This is a genomic window from Mesorhizobium sophorae (assembly GCF_002270415.1).
GTDB lineage: Bacteria > Pseudomonadota > Alphaproteobacteria > Rhizobiales > Rhizobiaceae > Mesorhizobium > Mesorhizobium sophorae.
On record NZ_NNRI01000006.1, the window covers coordinates 14,206 to 32,958 of the forward strand.

13 protein-coding genes and 1 pseudogene are annotated in these 18,753 nt (G+C 60.4%); 8 read left to right on the plus strand and 6 right to left on the minus strand.

The genetic code is table 11. From position 1 onward, the window contains the following. The first annotated feature begins 7 nt into the window (after positions 1-7). Together CGZ66_RS03955 and CGZ66_RS03960 are read left to right on the plus strand one after the other, a co-directional pair. Entirely contained in the window at positions 8-544 is a 537-nt protein-coding gene (locus CGZ66_RS03955) for an SRPBCC family protein (RefSeq protein WP_095081995.1), read from the plus strand. An 89-nt stretch (positions 545-633) separates the two neighbouring features. After that, complete coding sequence (locus tag CGZ66_RS03960; protein ID WP_167391982.1) at positions 634-1,188, plus strand: DUF4287 domain-containing protein; 555 nt, start codon at positions 634-636, stop codon at positions 1,186-1,188. An 805-nt stretch (positions 1,189-1,993) separates the two neighbouring features. On the opposite strand, the gene CGZ66_RS03965 is transcribed toward CGZ66_RS03960, so the two are convergent. From CGZ66_RS03965 to CGZ66_RS03980, 4 genes are all read right to left on the minus strand, one after another. Next, complete coding sequence (locus CGZ66_RS03965) at positions 1,994-4,390, minus strand: ATP-binding protein (RefSeq protein WP_167391983.1); 2,397 nt, start codon at positions 4,388-4,390, stop codon at positions 1,994-1,996. Then, positions 4,336-5,349 (minus strand): adenylate/guanylate cyclase domain-containing protein, encoded by a 1,014-nt coding sequence (locus tag CGZ66_RS03970; protein ID WP_095081803.1) that lies wholly within the window; start codon positions 5,347-5,349, stop codon positions 4,336-4,338. Before CGZ66_RS03970 ends, CGZ66_RS03965 begins: the two co-directional genes overlap by 55 nt. Before the next feature lie 242 nt (positions 5,350-5,591). After that, positions 5,592-6,740, minus strand: a complete 1,149-nt coding sequence (locus CGZ66_RS03975; protein WP_095081806.1) for an IS30 family transposase — start codon at positions 6,738-6,740, stop codon at positions 5,592-5,594. A gap of 253 nt (positions 6,741-6,993) precedes the next feature. Beyond that, positions 6,994-7,911, minus strand: coding sequence for a LysR family transcriptional regulator (locus CGZ66_RS03980; RefSeq protein WP_095081996.1), 918 nt, complete (start codon positions 7,909-7,911; stop codon positions 6,994-6,996). A 194-nt stretch (positions 7,912-8,105) separates the two neighbouring features. On the opposite strand from CGZ66_RS03980, the gene CGZ66_RS03985 reads away from it, so the two are divergent. Together CGZ66_RS03985 and CGZ66_RS03990 are read left to right on the plus strand one after the other, a co-directional pair. Further along, the gene (locus CGZ66_RS03985) at positions 8,106-9,803 is read left to right on the plus strand and encodes a GMC family oxidoreductase (protein ID WP_095081812.1); all 1,698 of its coding nucleotides are present in this window, start codon (positions 8,106-8,108) and stop codon (positions 9,801-9,803) included. Between the two features lie 25 nt (positions 9,804-9,828). Next, positions 9,829-12,342, plus strand: a complete 2,514-nt coding sequence (locus CGZ66_RS03990; RefSeq protein ID WP_095081817.1) for a CoA transferase — start codon at positions 9,829-9,831, stop codon at positions 12,340-12,342. A 191-nt stretch (positions 12,343-12,533) separates the two neighbouring features. On the opposite strand, the pseudogene CGZ66_RS03995 reads toward CGZ66_RS03990, so the two are convergent. Further along, positions 12,534-13,165: pseudogene (locus CGZ66_RS03995) on the minus strand (tyrosine-type recombinase/integrase). Between the two features lie 227 nt (positions 13,166-13,392). On the opposite strand from CGZ66_RS03995, the gene CGZ66_RS04000 reads away from it, so the two are divergent. From CGZ66_RS04000 to CGZ66_RS04010, 3 genes are all read left to right on the plus strand, one after another. Next, complete coding sequence (locus CGZ66_RS04000; RefSeq protein WP_167391984.1) at positions 13,393-14,256, plus strand: AraC family transcriptional regulator; 864 nt, start codon at positions 13,393-13,395, stop codon at positions 14,254-14,256. Between the two features lie 118 nt (positions 14,257-14,374). Next, the gene (locus CGZ66_RS04005; RefSeq protein WP_095081825.1) at positions 14,375-15,466 is read left to right on the plus strand and encodes a threonine aldolase family protein; all 1,092 of its coding nucleotides are present in this window, start codon (positions 14,375-14,377) and stop codon (positions 15,464-15,466) included. A gap of 68 nt (positions 15,467-15,534) precedes the next feature. Then, positions 15,535-15,969 carry a tautomerase family protein gene (locus CGZ66_RS04010; RefSeq protein WP_095081830.1) on the plus strand — a complete coding sequence of 145 codons (435 nt, stop codon included), beginning with the start codon at positions 15,535-15,537 and terminating at the stop codon, positions 15,967-15,969. 200 nt (positions 15,970-16,169) lie between these two features. Here the strand turns inward: CGZ66_RS04010 and CGZ66_RS04015 are convergent, their stop codons facing one another. Beyond that, the gene (locus CGZ66_RS04015; protein WP_095081834.1) at positions 16,170-16,802 is read right to left on the minus strand and encodes a tyrosine-type recombinase/integrase; all 633 of its coding nucleotides are present in this window, start codon (positions 16,800-16,802) and stop codon (positions 16,170-16,172) included. A gap of 360 nt (positions 16,803-17,162) precedes the next feature. On the opposite strand from CGZ66_RS04015, the gene CGZ66_RS04020 reads away from it, so the two are divergent. Next, entirely contained in the window at positions 17,163-18,740 is a 1,578-nt protein-coding gene (locus CGZ66_RS04020) for an HD domain-containing phosphohydrolase (protein ID WP_095081838.1), read from the plus strand. Positions 18,741-18,753 lie beyond the last annotated feature (13 nt).

Here is an 18,753-nt window from a genome sequence, read left to right on the forward strand (position 1 = left end):
GGGATCAATGACTACCATTGCTATCGCCGTCGTCGCTCTGTTCGGCGCTTTACTTGTTCTTATTCTCATCATTGCCTTTGCCGCTCCCGACACGTTCCGCGTTCAGCGCGCGGTGAGCATCAAGGCTCCGCCAGAGAAGATCTTTGCGCTCATCGCCAACTTTCGCGATTGGGTATCCTGGTCGCCCTACGAGAAGTTGGACCCCGCGATGAAGAGAACCTACAGCGGCGCAACAAAAGGCAACGGCGCCGTATATGCGTGGGACGGCAAAGGCAAGGCTGGCGCGGGGCGCATGGAGATCACGGACACATCTTCACCCTCGCAAGTGACAATCAAAATAGATTTCATCAAGCCGTTTGAGAACCACAACATCGCGGAATTCACACTGGAGAGCAAAGGGGGCTTCACAAACGTCACCTGGGCTATGCACGGTCCCAATCCCTTCATCGCGAGGGTGATGCATCTGATTTTCAACATAGACCGGATGATCGGCACAGACTTCGAAATCGGTCTCGCCAACCTGAAGGCGGCCACTGAAACTTGACCGCAACTGGCAATTTCGAGGTGCGGGGCACGCCCGTCCTCCGCCAGATGGACGTCGATCTGCTCCCGTCACGAGAACCAGGAGGCAACATGTCTTTTCAAGCGTACCTAGACAACATCAAAGCGAAGACGGGTAAAACGCCGGACGATTTTGCCAAGCTAGCCAGCCAGAAAGGTTTGGCCAAACACGGCGAAATTATAGCATGGCTGAAGACCGAGTATGGCTTGGGGCACGGACATGCCAATGCCATTTCGATGGTTCTCCTAAAGTCCGACGCGCGAAAAGACAACTCGGATGAGAAGCTCGACAAGCTGTTTTCAGGAAAGAAGGACATCTGGCGCGCAGCCGGTGAGGGTATAATCGCGAAAGTGTCTGAGTTTGGACCGGATGTCGTGGTTTCGGTCGGCGAAACGTATGTCAATCTTATGCGGGGGAAAAAGAAGTTCGCCATTCTCCAGCCCTCTTCGGTCGAGCGCCTAGACGTCGGCATCAAGCTAAAGGGCGTAAAGCCCGAGGGACGTTTCGAGGCTGCCGGATCATGGAACTCGATGGTTACGCATCGCGTGCGCATCAGTGACCGTAACGAGACTGATGCCGAAATCGTCTCTTGGTTGAAGCGGGCCTATGATGTTGCGACATCCTAGAATACCGGTCCCCGCTGCCACAGGACTCCACCTTTAGATCCGATGCCGACCGTGTCTAAACCGGCATGGACATCTCGCGCACCCATTTGCGCAGCACATTCTCGTGGAGATCGAGGTCGCGGGCCGCCTGGGCCACCGCAGTTCGGGGCGCATTCCATCGCCGGCAGGACGGAGGTCTACGCACACGGTCCGAAGTAGAGAAGGTTGGTTTCCAGTGCCCTTCCCTCTACCACCTTCAAATTCCGAACAATTCTCCAGTGGCCGCACGGTTTCCCGAAAGCCCAGCGTTTGCGGGATGTGCAGCCGAAAGCTGTGGAGTGTGGCAGCGCCCTGAGCGTGCAAATTGCTCTCTGAATGCCGATCATTCTCCGAAGCTGGGGAGTAGCCCCAAAAATCCCCAGGTTTTGACAACAGCAATATCAATGCCTTAGCGCCGGCCTTGCTGGGGGCGGTTTTGCGGTTCGCTCACCTGTCGAGAAGGACCACAACTAAGTCGTCGCTCGCTAGGTCCGGGTTGCGCCACCTACGGACATCGCCAAGTCACTACTCAGACGTCGCGTTTGGGCCGGGAGCCGACTGGCAGCTTCGAGGCGTGGAATTTCAGAAGCGGACCTCAGATGCACTGCGTGCATTGACGTGAACTGACCCGAAGCGGACACTCAAATGGGTGGGCGAGCATCACCCGCTCTGCCCCACAAGCAGACCCTTGCGAGCAGATCTCAGGATCACCCTGGCGCTTGGCAGCTGAGGTTCTGCCCCTCATCTCCAGTGCCTGCTAGTCAGCCTACAGCACCGATACGGTGATCTAGAGAACGGCAGCAGCTTCGCGGATGACCGAGGTTTCTAGGCCTTCAGCGATCTCGCTAATCCGAAGCTGATTCCGATAGTCAGCTCGGAGCTCATGGCCCGACCTTCTTGAGAGCTTGGCCAACTCCGTTGCAGCACGCACCGCCAACCAACACGCGCCCTGACTTATCGCAGTATCATAGGCTCTAGTTAGGACTCTCATCCCTCGGGTCACATCCGCCTTGGCGACCAAGCAACCCTCAATACGTTCTATTTCAGCCTGCGCCCATTTCTCGCCGGTCTTGTCCATCGCCTCGACAGCATTCTCGATTGCCGCGAGACCCTCATCGATCCGTCCATGCCGGAGGCAAATGTCCGCAATCGACGAATAGAAGTGTGGCAAGTGCAGCTCAGAGCCAGTCGAGCGCCATCGGTTCATGCCGTCTCGCAGCATTCTGAGTCCTTCGTCGGGCAGGTTGCTGCCGATAGCCCAGCCGAGCACCGTGCGAGCACCTCCGGACCAGGATGCCAGCCTGCGGTTGTCAGCTAATATGAGCATTCGTTCAGCGATCTCACGGCACTCGGCCGGCTCATTGCGGAACCGTCGGGCAATGGCGAGATTCATGAGGATAAATGCCAGATTGAGCGGATGATCGAGCCGCTCCGCGGTTTCAACGCTTGACGCACAATTGGCGAGCCCGGTGTCGACCCGCCCTGCGAGCACCTGCACCACGCCCAGATAGCTGCGACAGATCGCGGGGCCGTCCTCTCCATATCTTGCGACATCGAAATCCCCATTGGAGGTCGCCCAGGCATTGATTCCGGCCTCGGCTTCCCGTGCGGCATCCCCAATGGCACCGAGATAGAAATAGGAAGTGGCGAGCGCCCGATGCGCCAAAGTCGTTTCCTCAACGTTTTCTCCGCACGAGGTTTCGGCAAGGAGTTGCTTGGCCAGGTCTCGGCTCCGGTGCAGGTCAGGCCGGTCAAGGTAGAAGTTCCAAAGCGAACGTCGGACAAAAAAGAGGTTGGAGGTGAGGCCCGTTGATATACAAAGCTCTTCGGCACGGAGAAAGTTCGCTTCAACCTTCTCCGACGCATATCCATCTGACGCGTTCAGCGGGACGCCCATTTCAATCCGGATTCTGAGTTCAAGCTCATTTGTATCGCCCGAGCTAGTGACCGCTTCCAGGGCATCCAGCGCGCCCGTGAAATGCGCGACCGCCTCCGGATTGGCATATCGCGCCGCGGCAGCGCGGCCTGCTTGGAGGAAGCATTCAGCTGCCTCAAGATACCGCTTTGCCGCTATGAGGTGATGTGCAACCAGCTCCGGTTCGGCCGTCGGCTCCATGCCGAGTTTGTCGGCCAGCCGGCTGTGTATGTCCTGGCGCACCGATTTCAACATACTGTGATAGGCAGCATCGCGAACGAGCGCGTGCTTGAACGTATATCGTGCGTCCGAGCCCCTTCCGCGCCGGAAGACGAGCTCGGCATCCACGAGCTTATCGAGTGCCTCTTCCAACTGGGCAGCGCTGAGCCGCGTGACCGATCCGAGGAGGTCGTGGCGGAATTCGCGGCCGATGCATGCGGCCATTTGCGCAACTTCCTTGACCGGCTGCAATCGGTCGAGGCGGGCCATCAGCGAATCGTGCAACGTTAGCGGAATGTCGAGATTTGCGAGTGTGGCGTGATCTTGGTCGAAGACGGCTGCGCGATCGAAGTGGCGGGCTTCGAGAACACTCTTTGTCAGCTCTTCAATGAACAGCGGCACACCATCCGTCGCGGCGATGATCTTGTCCACAATGATGGCCGGTAGTCGAATATCGCCAGCGAGTTTCTCGATGAAAGCGGTGGTCTGTTCACGGCCCAGGCGATTAAGCGCCAATTTCGTCACTATGGGATGTCCCCCAAAACCGTGTTCGAAGGTCGGTCTCGTCGTCACCATCATCATGACCCGAGCGTGCTGAATCCGTTCTACACATTGATCCAACAATTCGAGCGTTGTCGCGTCAATCCAGTGGATGTCCTCGATCACGAACAACAATGGCAGCCTTGCTGCAGCGTCGAGGATGTCGTTCAACAATCCGTCAAGCGTTCGCGCTCGCAGCTGCTGCGGGTTCAGGCCCGTCAAAGCATCGCTCTGGTAGTTTTGAAGATCGAGCAGGGAAGCGAAGATAGGCAACAACGGATTCGCTGGACCTTTGGTGCCTTCGAGTTTTCTGACCTTCTCTTCATCCCCGTCGGCTTCTTCAATACCGATAGTGCGGCGGAGTTGCTGAACAGCTGGATAGAGCGGCGAGCCAGAGTAATACGGCGAGCACTGATAGCTCACCCGCACATGTTTCTCTTGAGAGACCGCGTCTATCAAGGCGCGGGTGATGCGAGATTTGCCGATACCCGCCTCGCCGCTGAGTAGCACGAGCGGCCTTCGCCCCTCTTCGCTTGCCCCCAACGTTCGAGAGCAAGTCCGAGTTCGAGGTCCCTTCCGAACATGATTTGAGGAGCGCTCGTGACGCGCGCGTCATAGCGCGTCTCGACGGCATGTTCCCCGACAACCAGAAACGGCGAGAAGGGTATCGAAAATCCCTTCAGCTCGATAGGCCCCAAGCTCTCAACCGCGAATATTCCGCCGAGCAACTTTCTCGTGCTCTCGGCGACCACCACATATCCCGGTTGGGCCAGGGCTTGCAGCCGAGCGGCGAGATTGGGCGTTTCGCCAACGACGACTTCTTCTTGTGCGGACCCAGTCCCGATGACGTCTCCGACGACACACAATCCCGTGGCAATTCCCACTCTAGCTGCGAGTGGCACTTGACCGGGAGTGCGCAAACTGGCGACAGCTTTCACTATGGAACGTCCAGAGCGGACCGCCCGCTCGGCGTCCTCCTCGTGGGCGTGTGGCCAGCCGAAGTAGCACAGCACGCCGTCGCCCATGAATTTGGCGACGTAGCCATCATAACGGGCGACCTCTGCGGCGACCAACGATTGATATGCGGCTATGACCGAGCCCAAGTCCTCAGGATCGAGCGTCGACGCCAGTGCGGTCGAGCCCACGAGGTCGACGAACATGACTGTGAGGTGGCGCCTTTCTGCCTCACTCCCCTCTCGCTTAGGTACTACACTTTGGAGAGCATCCCACTTGGCATCGTCGTCTGCTTTCAGCGGCTGGGCCGGTGGATGCGAGAGCTCGGCGATGGCGGTCAGGATTCTTCTCCGGTGACCAACAGATTTTACGCCAAGCTCCCGAAGGTCATCGTCGGAGAGCTTTGGTAGAATTGCCGGTTCAATGTCGTTGTCGATGAATGCGCTGGCATACTGCTCAAGGCTCAAGCCTTGCAGCCATGAAGCGATCCCCTTGCCGCCCTGCTGATGATCCATCGAGGCAGTCAAGCGCACATGCTCAAAATGTCAATCGGACCACGTAAGAATGCGTCACCCTTTGTGTTCAGGCGCGGACGAGCGGCGTCCGCGCTGCACCAAAACGCCCCCAATCCGATTGCCTGGGATCACGGCAGATCCAGGCGCAACCGCGACCTTCAGCGTGATCGCATGCAATGTCTGCTTTCAGGCGGCAGCAGGGCTGATCGCTACGGCCGACATGCGGCGGTGAGTTCAACTGGTCATCGCAACACCTTCTGTAGCCTATCGGCCGGCGTTTCGAAGTCCAGGATTTTTCGGGGGCGCTGATTGAGCCGCAGAGCGACGGCGTTGAGTTGGGCTTGGGAGACACGGGAGAGGTTGGTTGCTCTCGGGAAGTACTGCCTGAGCAGACCGTTGGTATTTTCGTTGGTGCCGCGCTGCCAGGGACTGCGCGGATCGCAGAAGTAGACCTGTAGATCGGTTGCAACGGTGAAGCTCCTGTGACGAGCCATCTCCTTGCCCTGGTCCCATGTCAACGAGCGCCGCAGCTCTTCGGGCAATGTGCCGATCTGCTTGGCGAGGGCCGCCACGACGGTGGCCGAGTCCCTTCTCGTCAACTTCACAAGCATCGTGAACCGGCTGTGTCGTTCGACGAGGGTGGCGATGTTCGTGTCGTTCGCACCGGTGAGCAGATCACCCTCCCAATGGCCTGGGATAGCTCGATCCTCAGCCTCAGCGGGACGCTCGCGGATGGAGACCATATCGAGTATCTGCCCTTGCCCCGTCCGGCGCTGTGCACCTTTGGCGAGGCGCATCTGCCGTTTGGTGCGCAGATGTGCCGTCAGTTCCTTCTTGAGTACCCCTCGCGACTGGATGAATAGACTGCGATAGATTGCTTCATGAGATATCCGCATGCTTGGATCGCCCGGGTACTCTCGCCTCAACCAGCCCGCTATTTGCTCCGGCGACCACTGTAGCGCCAGCTTTTGCGCGACCCGCCATCGTAGCCGTCCAGAGCATGCAAGGCGACACTGCTTCGGGCGTAGCGCGCGCTCCCAAGCCTGCTTGTCAGCCCGAGTTGCACGGTAAGTTCGCGTACCTCCATTGCGCGTGATCTCCCGACATATTGTCGATGGCGCGCGCCCAAGACTTCTGGCAATGGCGCGTATCGCAAGACCCGCCGCGATCCCCCGAGAGATCTCTTCTCGCTCCGCCAGTCCAAGCGCCCAAGCCGCTCTACGCCTTGCTGACGGAGCAATGCCGCCATGTAGGGATACGATCCGCTGCACGCCGGTTTTGTTCCTGCGGTCCAATGCCCGCGAGATCGACGAAATGCTTTGGCCTTGCTTCCATCGCTCCCAAAGCTCGGCCTTCTGCGCTGATGTAAACCAGACCCGTGACGTCACCATGCGACACCTCCTCATCCTCTCAGACTAAAGGTGTTGCCACGATCGGTTGAACCCACCGGCGCATTGCTGACCGGCAGCCTTGGGGCCGGAAGCAGACTGTCAGTTTTCAGAGCAAATACAGGGGAAAGAGGTCATTCGGATCTCGAGTCCTTCTTGAGACTTGCGTGCCGCTGGTCAAGCATTGGATAAGGCTCGATCGTCAAAGTGGAGCTAACCTTGCCTGACATCATGGTAACTTCAGCACGAGCTAATGTTAACTCCGCCAGATCCGGTCGATCACATCGAAAGCGAGCGAGACATTTGGATCGGATCGCGTTGGGAACAGACAGGCAAAACCCAGGCTTGTCTCCAGCTTGACCTTGTCGGCGATGACCAGCCCGCTCGCCTGTCGTTCGTTGAGCGCGATGGACTCCCGGCAAAGGCTGAGCCCAAGGCCGGTGCGAACCATCGCCAGCATTGAGGATTCCTGATCGACAAGGGCAACGACGTTTTGCTTGAGGCCGCCCAATTGCCTTGCCAGCAGCCGATTGTGGACCGATGCTGGCGGCGTGCCGATCCATGGTAGTTCGGCAAGCTCCTTCCAGTCCCGTCCTGCCACCATGCCGGCGAAGGCAGGCGGCGCCACGACGCGATAGGTCAGGCGCGACAATGGCTTTATGAAGAACTGGGCCTCGGCATCGATGGTATTGGTGCTGGTGCCGAAATCATCGAGGTCGCCGAGAAAAAAGCCGACATCCAGCTCGTTACGTTTCAACCGGATGGCAACTTCACCGCTCATGCCTTGTCGAAGTTCGGTGTCGATGCCCGGGCCACTTTCGCCAAGAGCCTGCAGAAACGCCCCAAGGCGGGTGAACTCAGGGTCAATGATCGTGCCGATCCTGAGTTTGCCGCGCAGCTGCGCGTTGAGATGCCTCGCGGTCTGCCTGAACTCGGCCGCCAGCGCCAACACCTGCTGACCCTTGGCAGCAAGCAGTGCGCCGTCGCGGGTCAGCTCAAGTCCGCTCGCAGTTCGCTGGAACAGTGTCACGCCGAGGTCCAGGGAAAGGCGCTTGAGCTGAAGACTGATGGCGGGCTGGGTCAGATGCAGCAATTCGGCCGCCCGGGTCACGTTGCCTTCCTGCGCCACAGTGACGAAGGCTCGCAGCAGCCGCAGATCGAGGTAATCAGGCATATAAATTTCCTTTATAATGCTGTCTTGCATTTATCATTGGATTCCACGCGGGAATAGCCGCTATGTCGGCCTCGGAGGATTTCCATGTCTCAAGCTGCTGGCCGCAATTATAAGAGATGGCGGGGTTTTGGCCGCGCTGATCGCACAGCCTGTCGCGCCACTCCGCTCATTGCTCTCAGTGGGAAACGCAAGCCATGAACGCGCGCAACATCCGTCCGGCTAGCGAAGTTTTCGACTACATTATCGTCGGCGCCGGCTCGGCGGGCTGCCTGCTTGCCAGCCGCCTCAGCAATGATCCCGCCAAGCGGATTCTGTTGATCGAGGCTGGCCGCAAGGACAACTACCCCTGGATCCACATTCCCGTGGGCTACCTCTACTGCATCGGCAACCCACGCACCGACTGGCTTTACAAAACGGAGGCCGAGGCAGGCCTCAACGGCCGCTCACTGCGCTATCCCCGAGGCAAGACGCTCGGCGGCTGCTCTTCGATCAACGGCATGATCTACATGCGCGGCCAGTCGCGCGATTACGATCACTGGGCGGCAATCACCGCCGACGGCGAGTGGTCATGGGAAAACGCGCTGCCGGACTTCAAGGCGCATGAGGATCACCATCGCCTCGACGACGGCGCCGACCCGGTCACCGGCGACAACAGCCGCTTTTCGGACATGCATGGCCATGGCGGCGAATGGCGCATCGAAAAGCAACGCCTGAAATGGGAAATTCTCGAATCATTCACAGATGCCGCGGTGCAGGCGGGGATCCCCCGCTCTCCCGACTTCAGCAGCAGCAACGACGAAGGTGTCGGCTACTTCGAGGTCAACCAGAAATCCGGCTGGCGCTGGAACACCTCGAAAGCCTTTTTACGTCCGGCCCGCCATCGCCGCAACCTGGTGGTCTGGACCGAAGCCGAAGTCGATAGGCTCCGCATCGAAACCACACCCGATGGACGCAAGCGGTGCACGGGCCTGTCTCTACACAGACACAAGCAATCGCTATCGGTCGAGGCCAGTGGCGAGGTCATCCTTTGCGCCGGAGCCATCGGCTCACCGCAAATATTGCAGCTCTCGGGCATCGGTCCGGCGGTGCATCTGAAGCGTGCCGGCATCGACGTCGAACTCGATCTTCCCGGTGTCGGAGAAAACCTCCAGGATCATTTGCAAATCCGCACCGTCTTCAAGGTCACCAATGCCAGGACACTCAACACGCTCGCCAACAGCCTCTTCGGCAAGGCGATGATCGGGCTGGAATATGCCGTCAAGCGCAGCGGCCCGATGAGCATGTCCCCATCGCAGCTCGGCGCGTTCACGCGCTCCGATCCTAGCCAGACGCACCCCAATCTCGAATATCACGTTCAGCCGCTCAGCCTCGATGCTTTCGGTGAACCGCTGCATACTGTCCCGGCCTTTACCGCCAGCGTCTGCAACCTCAATCCGACCAGTCGCGGCAATGTTCGTGTGCGCTCCGGACGGCGCGGCGAAGCGCCTGCCATCGCGCCGAATTATCTCAGCACCGAGAGAGACCGCAAGATCGCCGCCGACAGCATCAGGCAGATCCGGTCGGTCGTCGCCCAGCCGGCCCTTGCCAGGTACAATCCCGTCGAGTGGAAGCCCGGTATCGAATTCCAGAGCGACGAAGATCTGGCCAAACTCGCCGGCGACATCGCCAACACCATTTTCCATCCCGTGGGCACCACCAGGATGGGCGGCAAGGACGACGCCATGGCTGTCCTCGACAGCCGGCTGCGCGTACGCGGCATCGAGGGCCTGCGCGTCGTCGATGCCAGCGTCATGCCGACGATCACCAGCGGCAACACCAGCGCCCCGACAATGATGATCGCCGAAAAGGCGGCGCGCTGGATCGTCGCCGACGCGCGGCAGGGCGGACACTGAAGACAAGCGCCGGGAGGATCAGCCAATGACATCGATCTCGCGCTCAGTGCTGCCGCTGTCGGGCATCAGGGTCGTCGATTTCGGCCAGTATATCGCCGGCCCCGCGGTGGCGATGATCCTCGGCGATCTCGGCGCGACCGTGGTGCATGTCGATCCGTCCGCCGGCCCGCTCTGGGACAATCCCGCCAATGCGATCCTCAACCGCAACAAGCTGATCGTCACCATCGATCTGAAAACCGCCGCCGACCTGGAGCAGGCAAGCATGCTTGTTGCCGAGGCGGACATCGTCATCGAGAATTTCCGGCCCGGCGTCCTGGCCCGGCTCGGCATCGACTTCGAGGTGCTGAGAAAGGCTCGCCCCGAACTGATCACGCTGTCGATCCCCGGCTTTGCCTCGAACGATCAGCTGCGCCGCGATTGGCGCGCCTTCGAGACCGTTATCGCCGCCTCGTCCGGCGTCTTCACCGACATGGGACTGAACCGGGTGCTGATGGGGATCAATCCTTCCTTCTCGCCGCTGCCGCTCGCCTCCGCCTATGGCACGATGCTTGCGGCTTCTGCCGCGGTTCTGGCGCTGCAAAGCCGGCAGCGGACCGGCTACGGCGACCATATCGAAGTGCCGCTCGCCTGCGCTGTCATGGAGGGCCTGTCCTACAATTCCATAGAGATCGAAGACTATCCGTTGCGCTACCAGACGCAGCGCGAACGCGAGATCGAGCGGCGTCGTGGGCAAGGCCTGCCGATGGACATGTCCTACGACGATTTGCAGGAATTCCTCGACCCTTTCTATCGCAGCTACATGTGCAGCGACGGCCGCATGTTCTATGTCGTCTGCCCCAGCCACAAGAACCATGCCAAGCGCTGCCTGCAGACGCTTGGCCTCTACGATGACCTCGTGGCTGAGGGACTGCGCGAGGAAGACGACACCTATCTTCCCGTCGCCGAATGGTCGTCGGACGTCTCGCTTGGCGTCTATCCCTTGCCGAAATTCTGGGCCGACAAGATTGCCGCGCGGATGAAGGCAGTGTTCCTGACGCGCCCGGCAGCGGAATGGGAGCGTATCTTCGGCGACGGACTGTTTCCGGGAGCCCCCCAACGTTGGCTGCAGGAATGGATCGCCGACGATCACGCCAAGGCCGCCGGCCTGATGATCGAGGTCGATGATCCCGTGCTGGGCCGCATGGTCCAGCCGGGGCCGATGGTGTGGCTGCAGGAAAGTGGTGAAGCCATGCTGAGCCCGACGCCGCGCAGCTGGGGTACCGTGGCCCAGGCATTGGCCAGACTGGCGCATACATCCCGCCCACGGTTGCCAGACCCTATCGCAGATGCCTCCGCCGGCTGGCTCGATGGCGTCAGGATACTCGATCTCTGCAACGTCATTGCCGGTCCGCACTCGGCTGCCTACCTCGCCCGCTTCGGCGCCGAGGTGATCAAGATCGATCCGGCAAAGCCGTTTTACGACTGCTGGAACACGGTGATTTTCGGCATGTCCCACATGCGCGGCAAGAAATCCGCGCTGCTGGATATCTCCACTACTGATGGACGCGCCGCATTCGAGCGGCTGGTCAAGTCCGTCGATGTCGTCGTCTGGAATGCCACCGACCGTCAGGTCGAAATCATGGGGCTCGATCTCGAAGGGCTACGCGCACTCAACCCCCAGGCGATCTTTTGCCAGCTCGATTGCTTCGGCGGCGTCCGCGCCGGACCTCGCACCAACTATCTCGGCTATGACGATCTGGTCCAGGCGGCGACCGGCATCATGCTGCGCTTTGGCGGATCGATGCAGACGCCGGAAGAACACGCCCATGTCGGCACTATCGATGTGATGTGCGGATTTGGCGCCGCGCTCGGGGTCGCCGCCGCGCTTTACCAGAAATCCACGACCGGCGTTGTTGGCCGGCCACGCACATCGCTGTCGGCGCTGACGGGTCTGGCGCAGATTCCGTTCTGCTACGATTATGAGGGCCGCCAACCATTCGACGAACCCGCTGGCCGCGAGACAAAAGGCTTCGACGCGTTGTCGCGGCTATACGAAACGGCGTCCGGCGGCTCAATCCTTCTCTGCGCCGGCGAAGCCGATCTGCGACGCTTGGAGACGATCGAGGGATTGAGCGGACTGGCTTCGATACCGAAGCCTGAGCGCGGCGCCCATTTGGCCAGGACGTTCATGACCGCATCGGCCGAAATCTGGCAGCAGCGCCTGGTCGACGTCGACATCGGTGCATCGCTTTGCGAGAATATCGAGACAATCCGAAGGCGCAGCGCAAGAATGGCCGACGGCAAGCCCGGCACCGAATGTGGCAGCTATTCTTTCTCCGTCTTTCCGGACCATCCAAGCAGTCACACGGTGACGCAGCTCGACCCTTTTGCTGTCCGACCCAGCCGGGCAAAGGTCTACGCGCTTGCCTCTGCCGAGAAATATGGCGCATCTACAGGCGCCGTCCTCGCCGCCGTAGGCTATGATGACGCTGAAATTGACAGAATGCTTAAGTCGGGTGCCGCCAGTGTTTCTTGGAGCTATGCCTATTTGCCAGACTAGTTAGGATACGCCAAAAGCTCCCGAACGCAGATTGAAAATTACACCTGACGAACAGCTGAAGGAGAAGCGAACTTACCCTAATGCTTCGTCAGCGGTAACATCCGCTTTTAGACTGCAGCAAAGTTCCTCTGTACGGCCGACATGAGGCGCAAATTGGTCACGGCTCCACTCGTAAGTGGAGCCGCTCGTGATCAAACCTCAGTTGCCTCGGCGAGTTCGAGAGCATCCTCTACATCGACTCCCAGATAGCGGACCGTGTTCTCGATCTTGGTATGACCGAGCAATATCTGGATGGCTCGCAGATTTCCTGTCGCTTTGTAGATAATCGAGGCCTTGGTGCGACGCAGGGAATGGGTTCCGTATTCCTCTGGTCGAAGCCCGATCGCCTCGACCCATTCGTCGACGAGGCGGACATACTGCCTTGTGCTCATGTGAGCCTTCGGATCGATCCTGCTCGGAAACGCATAATCATCGGCTGTCCCGCCGCGTCGTTCCAGCCATGCGAGAAGGCTAGAACGTACGTCGCTCATCAACTCGAACTGAACAGGTCGGCCGGTTTTCTGTTGGATGACCATCGCGCGAGTTCGGATCCCCGGTCCTACAACGAGGTTGCCGATTTTGATCTTAACGAGATCGCAGCCGCGCAACTTGCTGTCGATCGCCAAATCGAAGAGCGCTCTGTCTCGCAGGCGCCGTTCATGGTCGAGAAAGAAGCGTAACGCCATATCTGTCGAGGTTTCAGCGGGCGTTTCGTTCCGACCTTCTTGCCAGCATTCCATGCCCGGCGATCGGAGGCGTTGAGGTCGTAGCACGAGTGTCCCATTTCGTTTCTCCTTCGGCCATGATTGGCCACCGGAGAAACGCCGGTAAACTGTTGCGGGGCCGGAAGCAGGCGGTCCGTTTTAACCGATGTCTGAGCTAGAGCGGCCATTCGCACCAAATTCCTGCAGGCTAAACCCGTGCTCTTTGGAACCCCATTGTTTGGCGGAGCCGCATATCCATCCACTGAGCCTCGCCCCGCAGAACTCGATGTTCCGCAGGAACTTCGAGATGACAGAGGTATTGGCAAACCGGGCGATCGGGCGCACTGATGGGCTGATGCAGGAAGATCGGGCAAAAACATGGCGGAGCAGCGCCCTTGGGGACACTCTGTTCCTCGCGGCGGAGTATCGTCAGCTGCGCTTCGATCCGCACTTTCACGACGAGTTCGCCATCGGAATCATCGACGGCGGCTGTCAGGCCTTCGCTTATGACAACGGCCGCCGCCTCGACTTTCCGATGGGCTCGGTAGCCTTGATCGCCCCTGGCGTCGTCCATGTCGGCTGGCCAGGGGTGGAAGAAGGCTGGCGCTACCGGATGCTCTATCCGCCGGCTGACCTTGTGAGGACTGCCGCTGCCGACATCTTCGGGGATGGCGAAACGCCAGGCTTTCACCGACCGGGCGTCGTCGATGGTGTCTTGGCACATGCCCTCTCGCGGCTGCACGAGCTCAGCGCTCGATCCGACACCGATCCCTTGCAACTGGAAAGCCTCTTTCTTCTGGTTATCCGACGCGCGTTCGAGCATCACGCCGGCCGGCGCAGCGGTCCGCAGACGAACGGCGATCGAAAATTGGTTGCCCCGATGCGAGACCTGTTGGAGACGGAGTTCCAAGGTCCGATTGCTCTGGCCACTCTTGCCGGCGCCGTCGGCCTGTCCCGGTTTCAAGCTCTGCGGCATTTCAAGGCCGCCTATGGACTACCGCCCCATGCCTACTTGCGCCAGGTTCGGGTCCGGCGTGCGCAGCAGCTGATCTTAGGCGGCGAGAGACTGGCCGCCGCGGCAGCGACCGCTGGATTCGCCGACCAGGCCCACATGACCCGTATCTTCCGGCAGATCGTCGGCTACACGCCCGGCTCCCTTTCTCACGCCTAGATTTGGCGCACGCCTGGAATCTGGCTGCGAAATGTTCTGGAAAAGCGCGCCCTTGCAATAGCGTTCAAGACCGGCCGCTAGGGCTGCGGCATGCTGCTGCCAAAGATTGGAGCACGCCATGATCGACCTTCGCAGCGATACCTGTAGCCGTCCAACCCCGGAGATGCGGAAAGCAATGGCCAATGCGGAGGTTGGCGATGATGTCTATGGCGACGACCCAACCGTCAAGGCGCTGGAGCGTACCGTAGCCGACCTCCTCGGCAAGGACGACGCGGTCTACATGCCAACCGGCACTATGACCAACCAGGTCGCCATCCGGGCCCACACGCAGCCGGGCGACGCGGTGCTGTTCGACCAGAACGCTCATGTCTACATCCTGGAAGGCGGTGGCCCGGCTGCATTCTCCGGGGTGCTGCCGCGCCTTCTTCCCGGTGTCCGCGGCATCTTCACCGCAGGCGACGTTGATATGGCGATGGGCGTTTCCCACCCGTTCTTTCCTGCGACAGTTGCGGCGCCAGTGCGTCTGCTGTGCCTGGAGAACACCCACAACATCGGCGGCGGCTCGATCTGGCCACTGGAAGCAATCCACGCGGTCGCGGCGGCGGGACGCCGGCATGAGCTGATACTGCACCTCGATGGCGCGCGCCTGTGGCACGCCGCTGCGGCGACCGGCATCTCGGAGGCCGACTACGCCAAACCGTTCGATACGGTCAGCGTCTGCCTGTCAAAGGCGCTTGGCGCGCCTGTCGGCTCCTGCCTGGTGGGAACCACGGACTTCATCACCCGGGCTCGCCGCTTCAAGCAGCAGTTCGGTGGCGGCTTCCGCCAGGCCGGGATTATTGCGGCCGGCGCGCTCCATGCACTCCAGAACCATCGCTCGCGGCTCAGCGAAACCAATGCGCTGGCGAGCCGCTTTGCCCAGGGCTTGGCGCAGATCGATGGCGTCGAGATCGACCCCGCGAAGGTGGAGACCAACATCGTCCGCTACCGGCTGACCAAAGTCGGCGCCGGCCGTTTCGTCGAAGAAGCTCACCGTCGCGGCCTTTGGATGCTGCCCTCGGGCGTCGATGCCGTGCGGGCGGTCTTCTATCTCGACATTGCACAGAGCGATGTCGATGACGCCCTGAAAATCATCGCTGACGCGCTGCGCGCGCTTCCCCAGCAGGACGATTCGAAGAGCCGGAACACTTCGAGCGCCGCGAGTTATTAGGCCGGCTTCACCAGCGGCGCTTCACACTTGCCTATGCGGTCGCAAACTCACTGAACAGGAGAACGACAATGCCGACTTATGTTCTTTCCACCGCGAAGCATTTGACGGCCGAGCAACGCGCAAAGATTGTCGAAAGCGTCACGTCCATCCATCATGTGGAGGCAAAGGCCCCTCGATTCTTCGTTCAGGTGATATTTTATAAAGTCGAGACCGGTTCACTTTTCAGGGGCGGCGAAGCGGCGTCAGCCGATGATATTTGGGTGCGGGCCGATATTCGATCCGGGCGAACCAAAGAGCAAAAGGCTAATATACTTCATCGGATCATGCAGGAAACGAGTGAAATTCTGCAAATTTCCGAAGAGAACGTGTGGGTGTATATCTCAGACATACCAGCAGACAACATAGCAGAGCTCGGCGCCATTCTGCCGCAACCGGGTGGCGAAGAAGAATGGCTCGCAAAGTTGCCCAGCGCGTTGCGCAAAAAATTGTTGTCGGCACCCTGATTCTCGCGGCGCCCAACGGCTCTTGGAATGGTCGGCTACGCATAACGAGCATCGTCCCACTATGGCTCCTATCCGAATGCGGACAGTCCGCTCTTGGGAGCGAGTTGATTGACTGCAGAGGTCCAATAAGAGGCGCAAAGCCGCTGGACCCAACACGAAGCGATGACGACCCCGCGCGACCCACCCGAGGTCGTCCACTTTCAGATTTCAGTTCCCTCGGCCAGCATCAATGCATCCTCGACGTCGACGCCGAGATACCGGACTGTGTTCTCAATCTTGGTGTGGCCGAGCAGAATTTGAATTGCTCGGAGATTCCCGGTGGCCTTATAGATGATGGAGGCCTTGGTACGACGAAGCGAGTGGGTGCCATAGTCCTCACGGCGAAGGCCAACCGCCGAAACCCATTCATCGACCAGGCGCGCATACTGCCTGGTACTCAAATGGCCAGCATGATCGACGCGACTGGGAAAGGCAAGATCGTCGACTGTTCCACCTCTACGTTCGAGCCATGCGAGTAGGCTTGCTCGCGCGTCTGCCATCAGTTCGAATTGAACTGGCCTCCCAGTCTTCTGCTGCACAACCATGGCCCGGGTCCGAATTTCAGCGCCACTCACTAACGCGCCAATCTTGAGCTTCACCAAGTCGCAACCACGTAACTTGCTATCGATCGCAAGGTCGAACAGCGCTCGGTCCCGTGATCGACCTTCGCGGTCAAGAAAGAACCGGATTTCCCAAATCTGACGAACCTTCAGAGGTCGTTTGACGCCTACTCTCTTGCCTGCATTCCAAACGGGACGGTCTTGTCCGGCGAAGTCATACTGCGAATGTCCCATATCGTTTCTCCTCGGGCCACTATTGGCCAGAGCACAAACGTTCAGGAGATTTGTGGGCCGGAAGCCGTCCGTCCGGTATCAGAATGCGTTTGGCGGATAGCTTGCCGTTTCTCGGAGGTAATTCGCCCACAGCGAGCGCAGGCAAGAGTTCACCAAGAGTGAAAAGCCGGCGAACATCGTCCCGACGACGCACACCTCCCCCGAGCCATTGCCCGCGTGCCGCTACTTATTGTGGGCAAATATCGCCATCACCGCGCGGTGGAGAAAGGCCCTAGCGCTTCGCGGCATAGAGCTTCGGACTCGAAATCCTCCCTAGGTATTTTCGTAGCGCGGGAATAGCATGCGCTCGGGAGGTGGGCGATGATCAATGTCTCGATCCGCCGGGCGGATTTCATGATGGTCCTCGCCTATGCGTCGGACCTTGCGACAGGCCATTCTCGCGACTTCGCGCTGAAATCATGTGTGCTTGCAATGCGGATCGCCCAGCTTGCAGGCCTTTCTGAACAGGTTCGGCGCAATGCGTATCATCAGTCGATGCTGCGCTATGTCGGCTGCAACGCCGACACAGACCTTCTGGCGGCCACCTTCGGTGACGAAATCGCGCTTCGCCAGGATCTTGTCGGTCTTGACATGGGCAACCGTGCGGAACTTGGCAGGGTGTTCGTGCAGGCCTTCAAGCGGTTCTATTACGATCTTGCGCCTGACGCGCAGGCCAAGGCGATCGAGACGGCGATGTCGCAGGCGGTCGCGGTGGCCCGACCGGTGCTGACCGCGCATTGCGAGGTCGCGCAGCGGATCGGCGAGCGTCTCGGCTTGTCAGACGAGATCCGGCGCAATCTCGGGCAGATCTACGAACGCTGGGACGGCAAGGGCCTGCCGCGTGGGTCGAGTGGCGAAGATGTCCTGCCGGCCGTACGGCTGATCACACTGGCGCAGGATGTCATCGCGCTCGGCGAAGCCGTCGGTATCGACGGGATGGCCGAAACCATCGCCAGCCGCGGCGATGGGCCATACGAAGCGGATCTGGCCCGGCTCGTTGCCGCCAACGCAGCGGCGCTGATGGAAGGCATCGGCGCGACGGTCGACCGCGACACGATTTTGGCGCTGGAGCCCGATCCGCCGGTGACGCTGGACGAGGCGGCTTGCGATGCGGCGTTCCTCGCCATCGCCGACATGATCGACATGCGCATGCCGTTTACCCAGGGCCATTCGCGGATGGTGTCAGAACTGGCCACGGGCGCGGGGAGACGGAGCGGGCTGCCCGACGCCGACATCCGCGCGCTGCGCTGGTCGGGCTGCATCCATGATATCGGCGAACTCGTAGTGCCGGTGGCGACCTGGATGCGCAACGGTCCGCTGTCCGTGCGAGAGCGCGACGCGGCACAGCTGCACGCCTATTATGGCGAGCGGGCGCTGGCCTCCTTCGGCCGTGACGGCGATGCGATGGGCGCTCTCGTGCTGCGCCATCACGAGCGCCTGGACGGCTCGGGCTACCATCGCAAGGTCGGCGGCTCCGACCTGTCTCCGGCGTCGCGAATCCTGGCCGCAGCCGAAGCCTTCCAGACGTCGCGGGAGGAACGTCCGCACCGCAAGGCGCTGTCCAGCGAGGCGGCGGCGACGCAACTCCGCACCGCCGTCCGCGAGGGCTGTATCTGCGCCGATGCCGCCGAGGCGGTGTTGTCCTTCGCCGGGCAGGCCTCGCGCCGGGCGCTGCCGCGGGCGCTGGCCGGCATGACGCCGCGCGAGATCGAGGTGTTGCGCCTGATCGCCGGCGGCCTCACCGGGAAGGAGACAGCGCGGAAGCTGGATATCTCACCCAAGACTGCGGATCATCATATCCAGAGCGTCTATTCCAAGATCGGCGTGACCACCCGCGCCGCCGCAGCGCTCTACGCGGTCGAGCACGGCCTTATCCGACCTGGCGAAACGCAAGCATAGGGAATCCACCCCA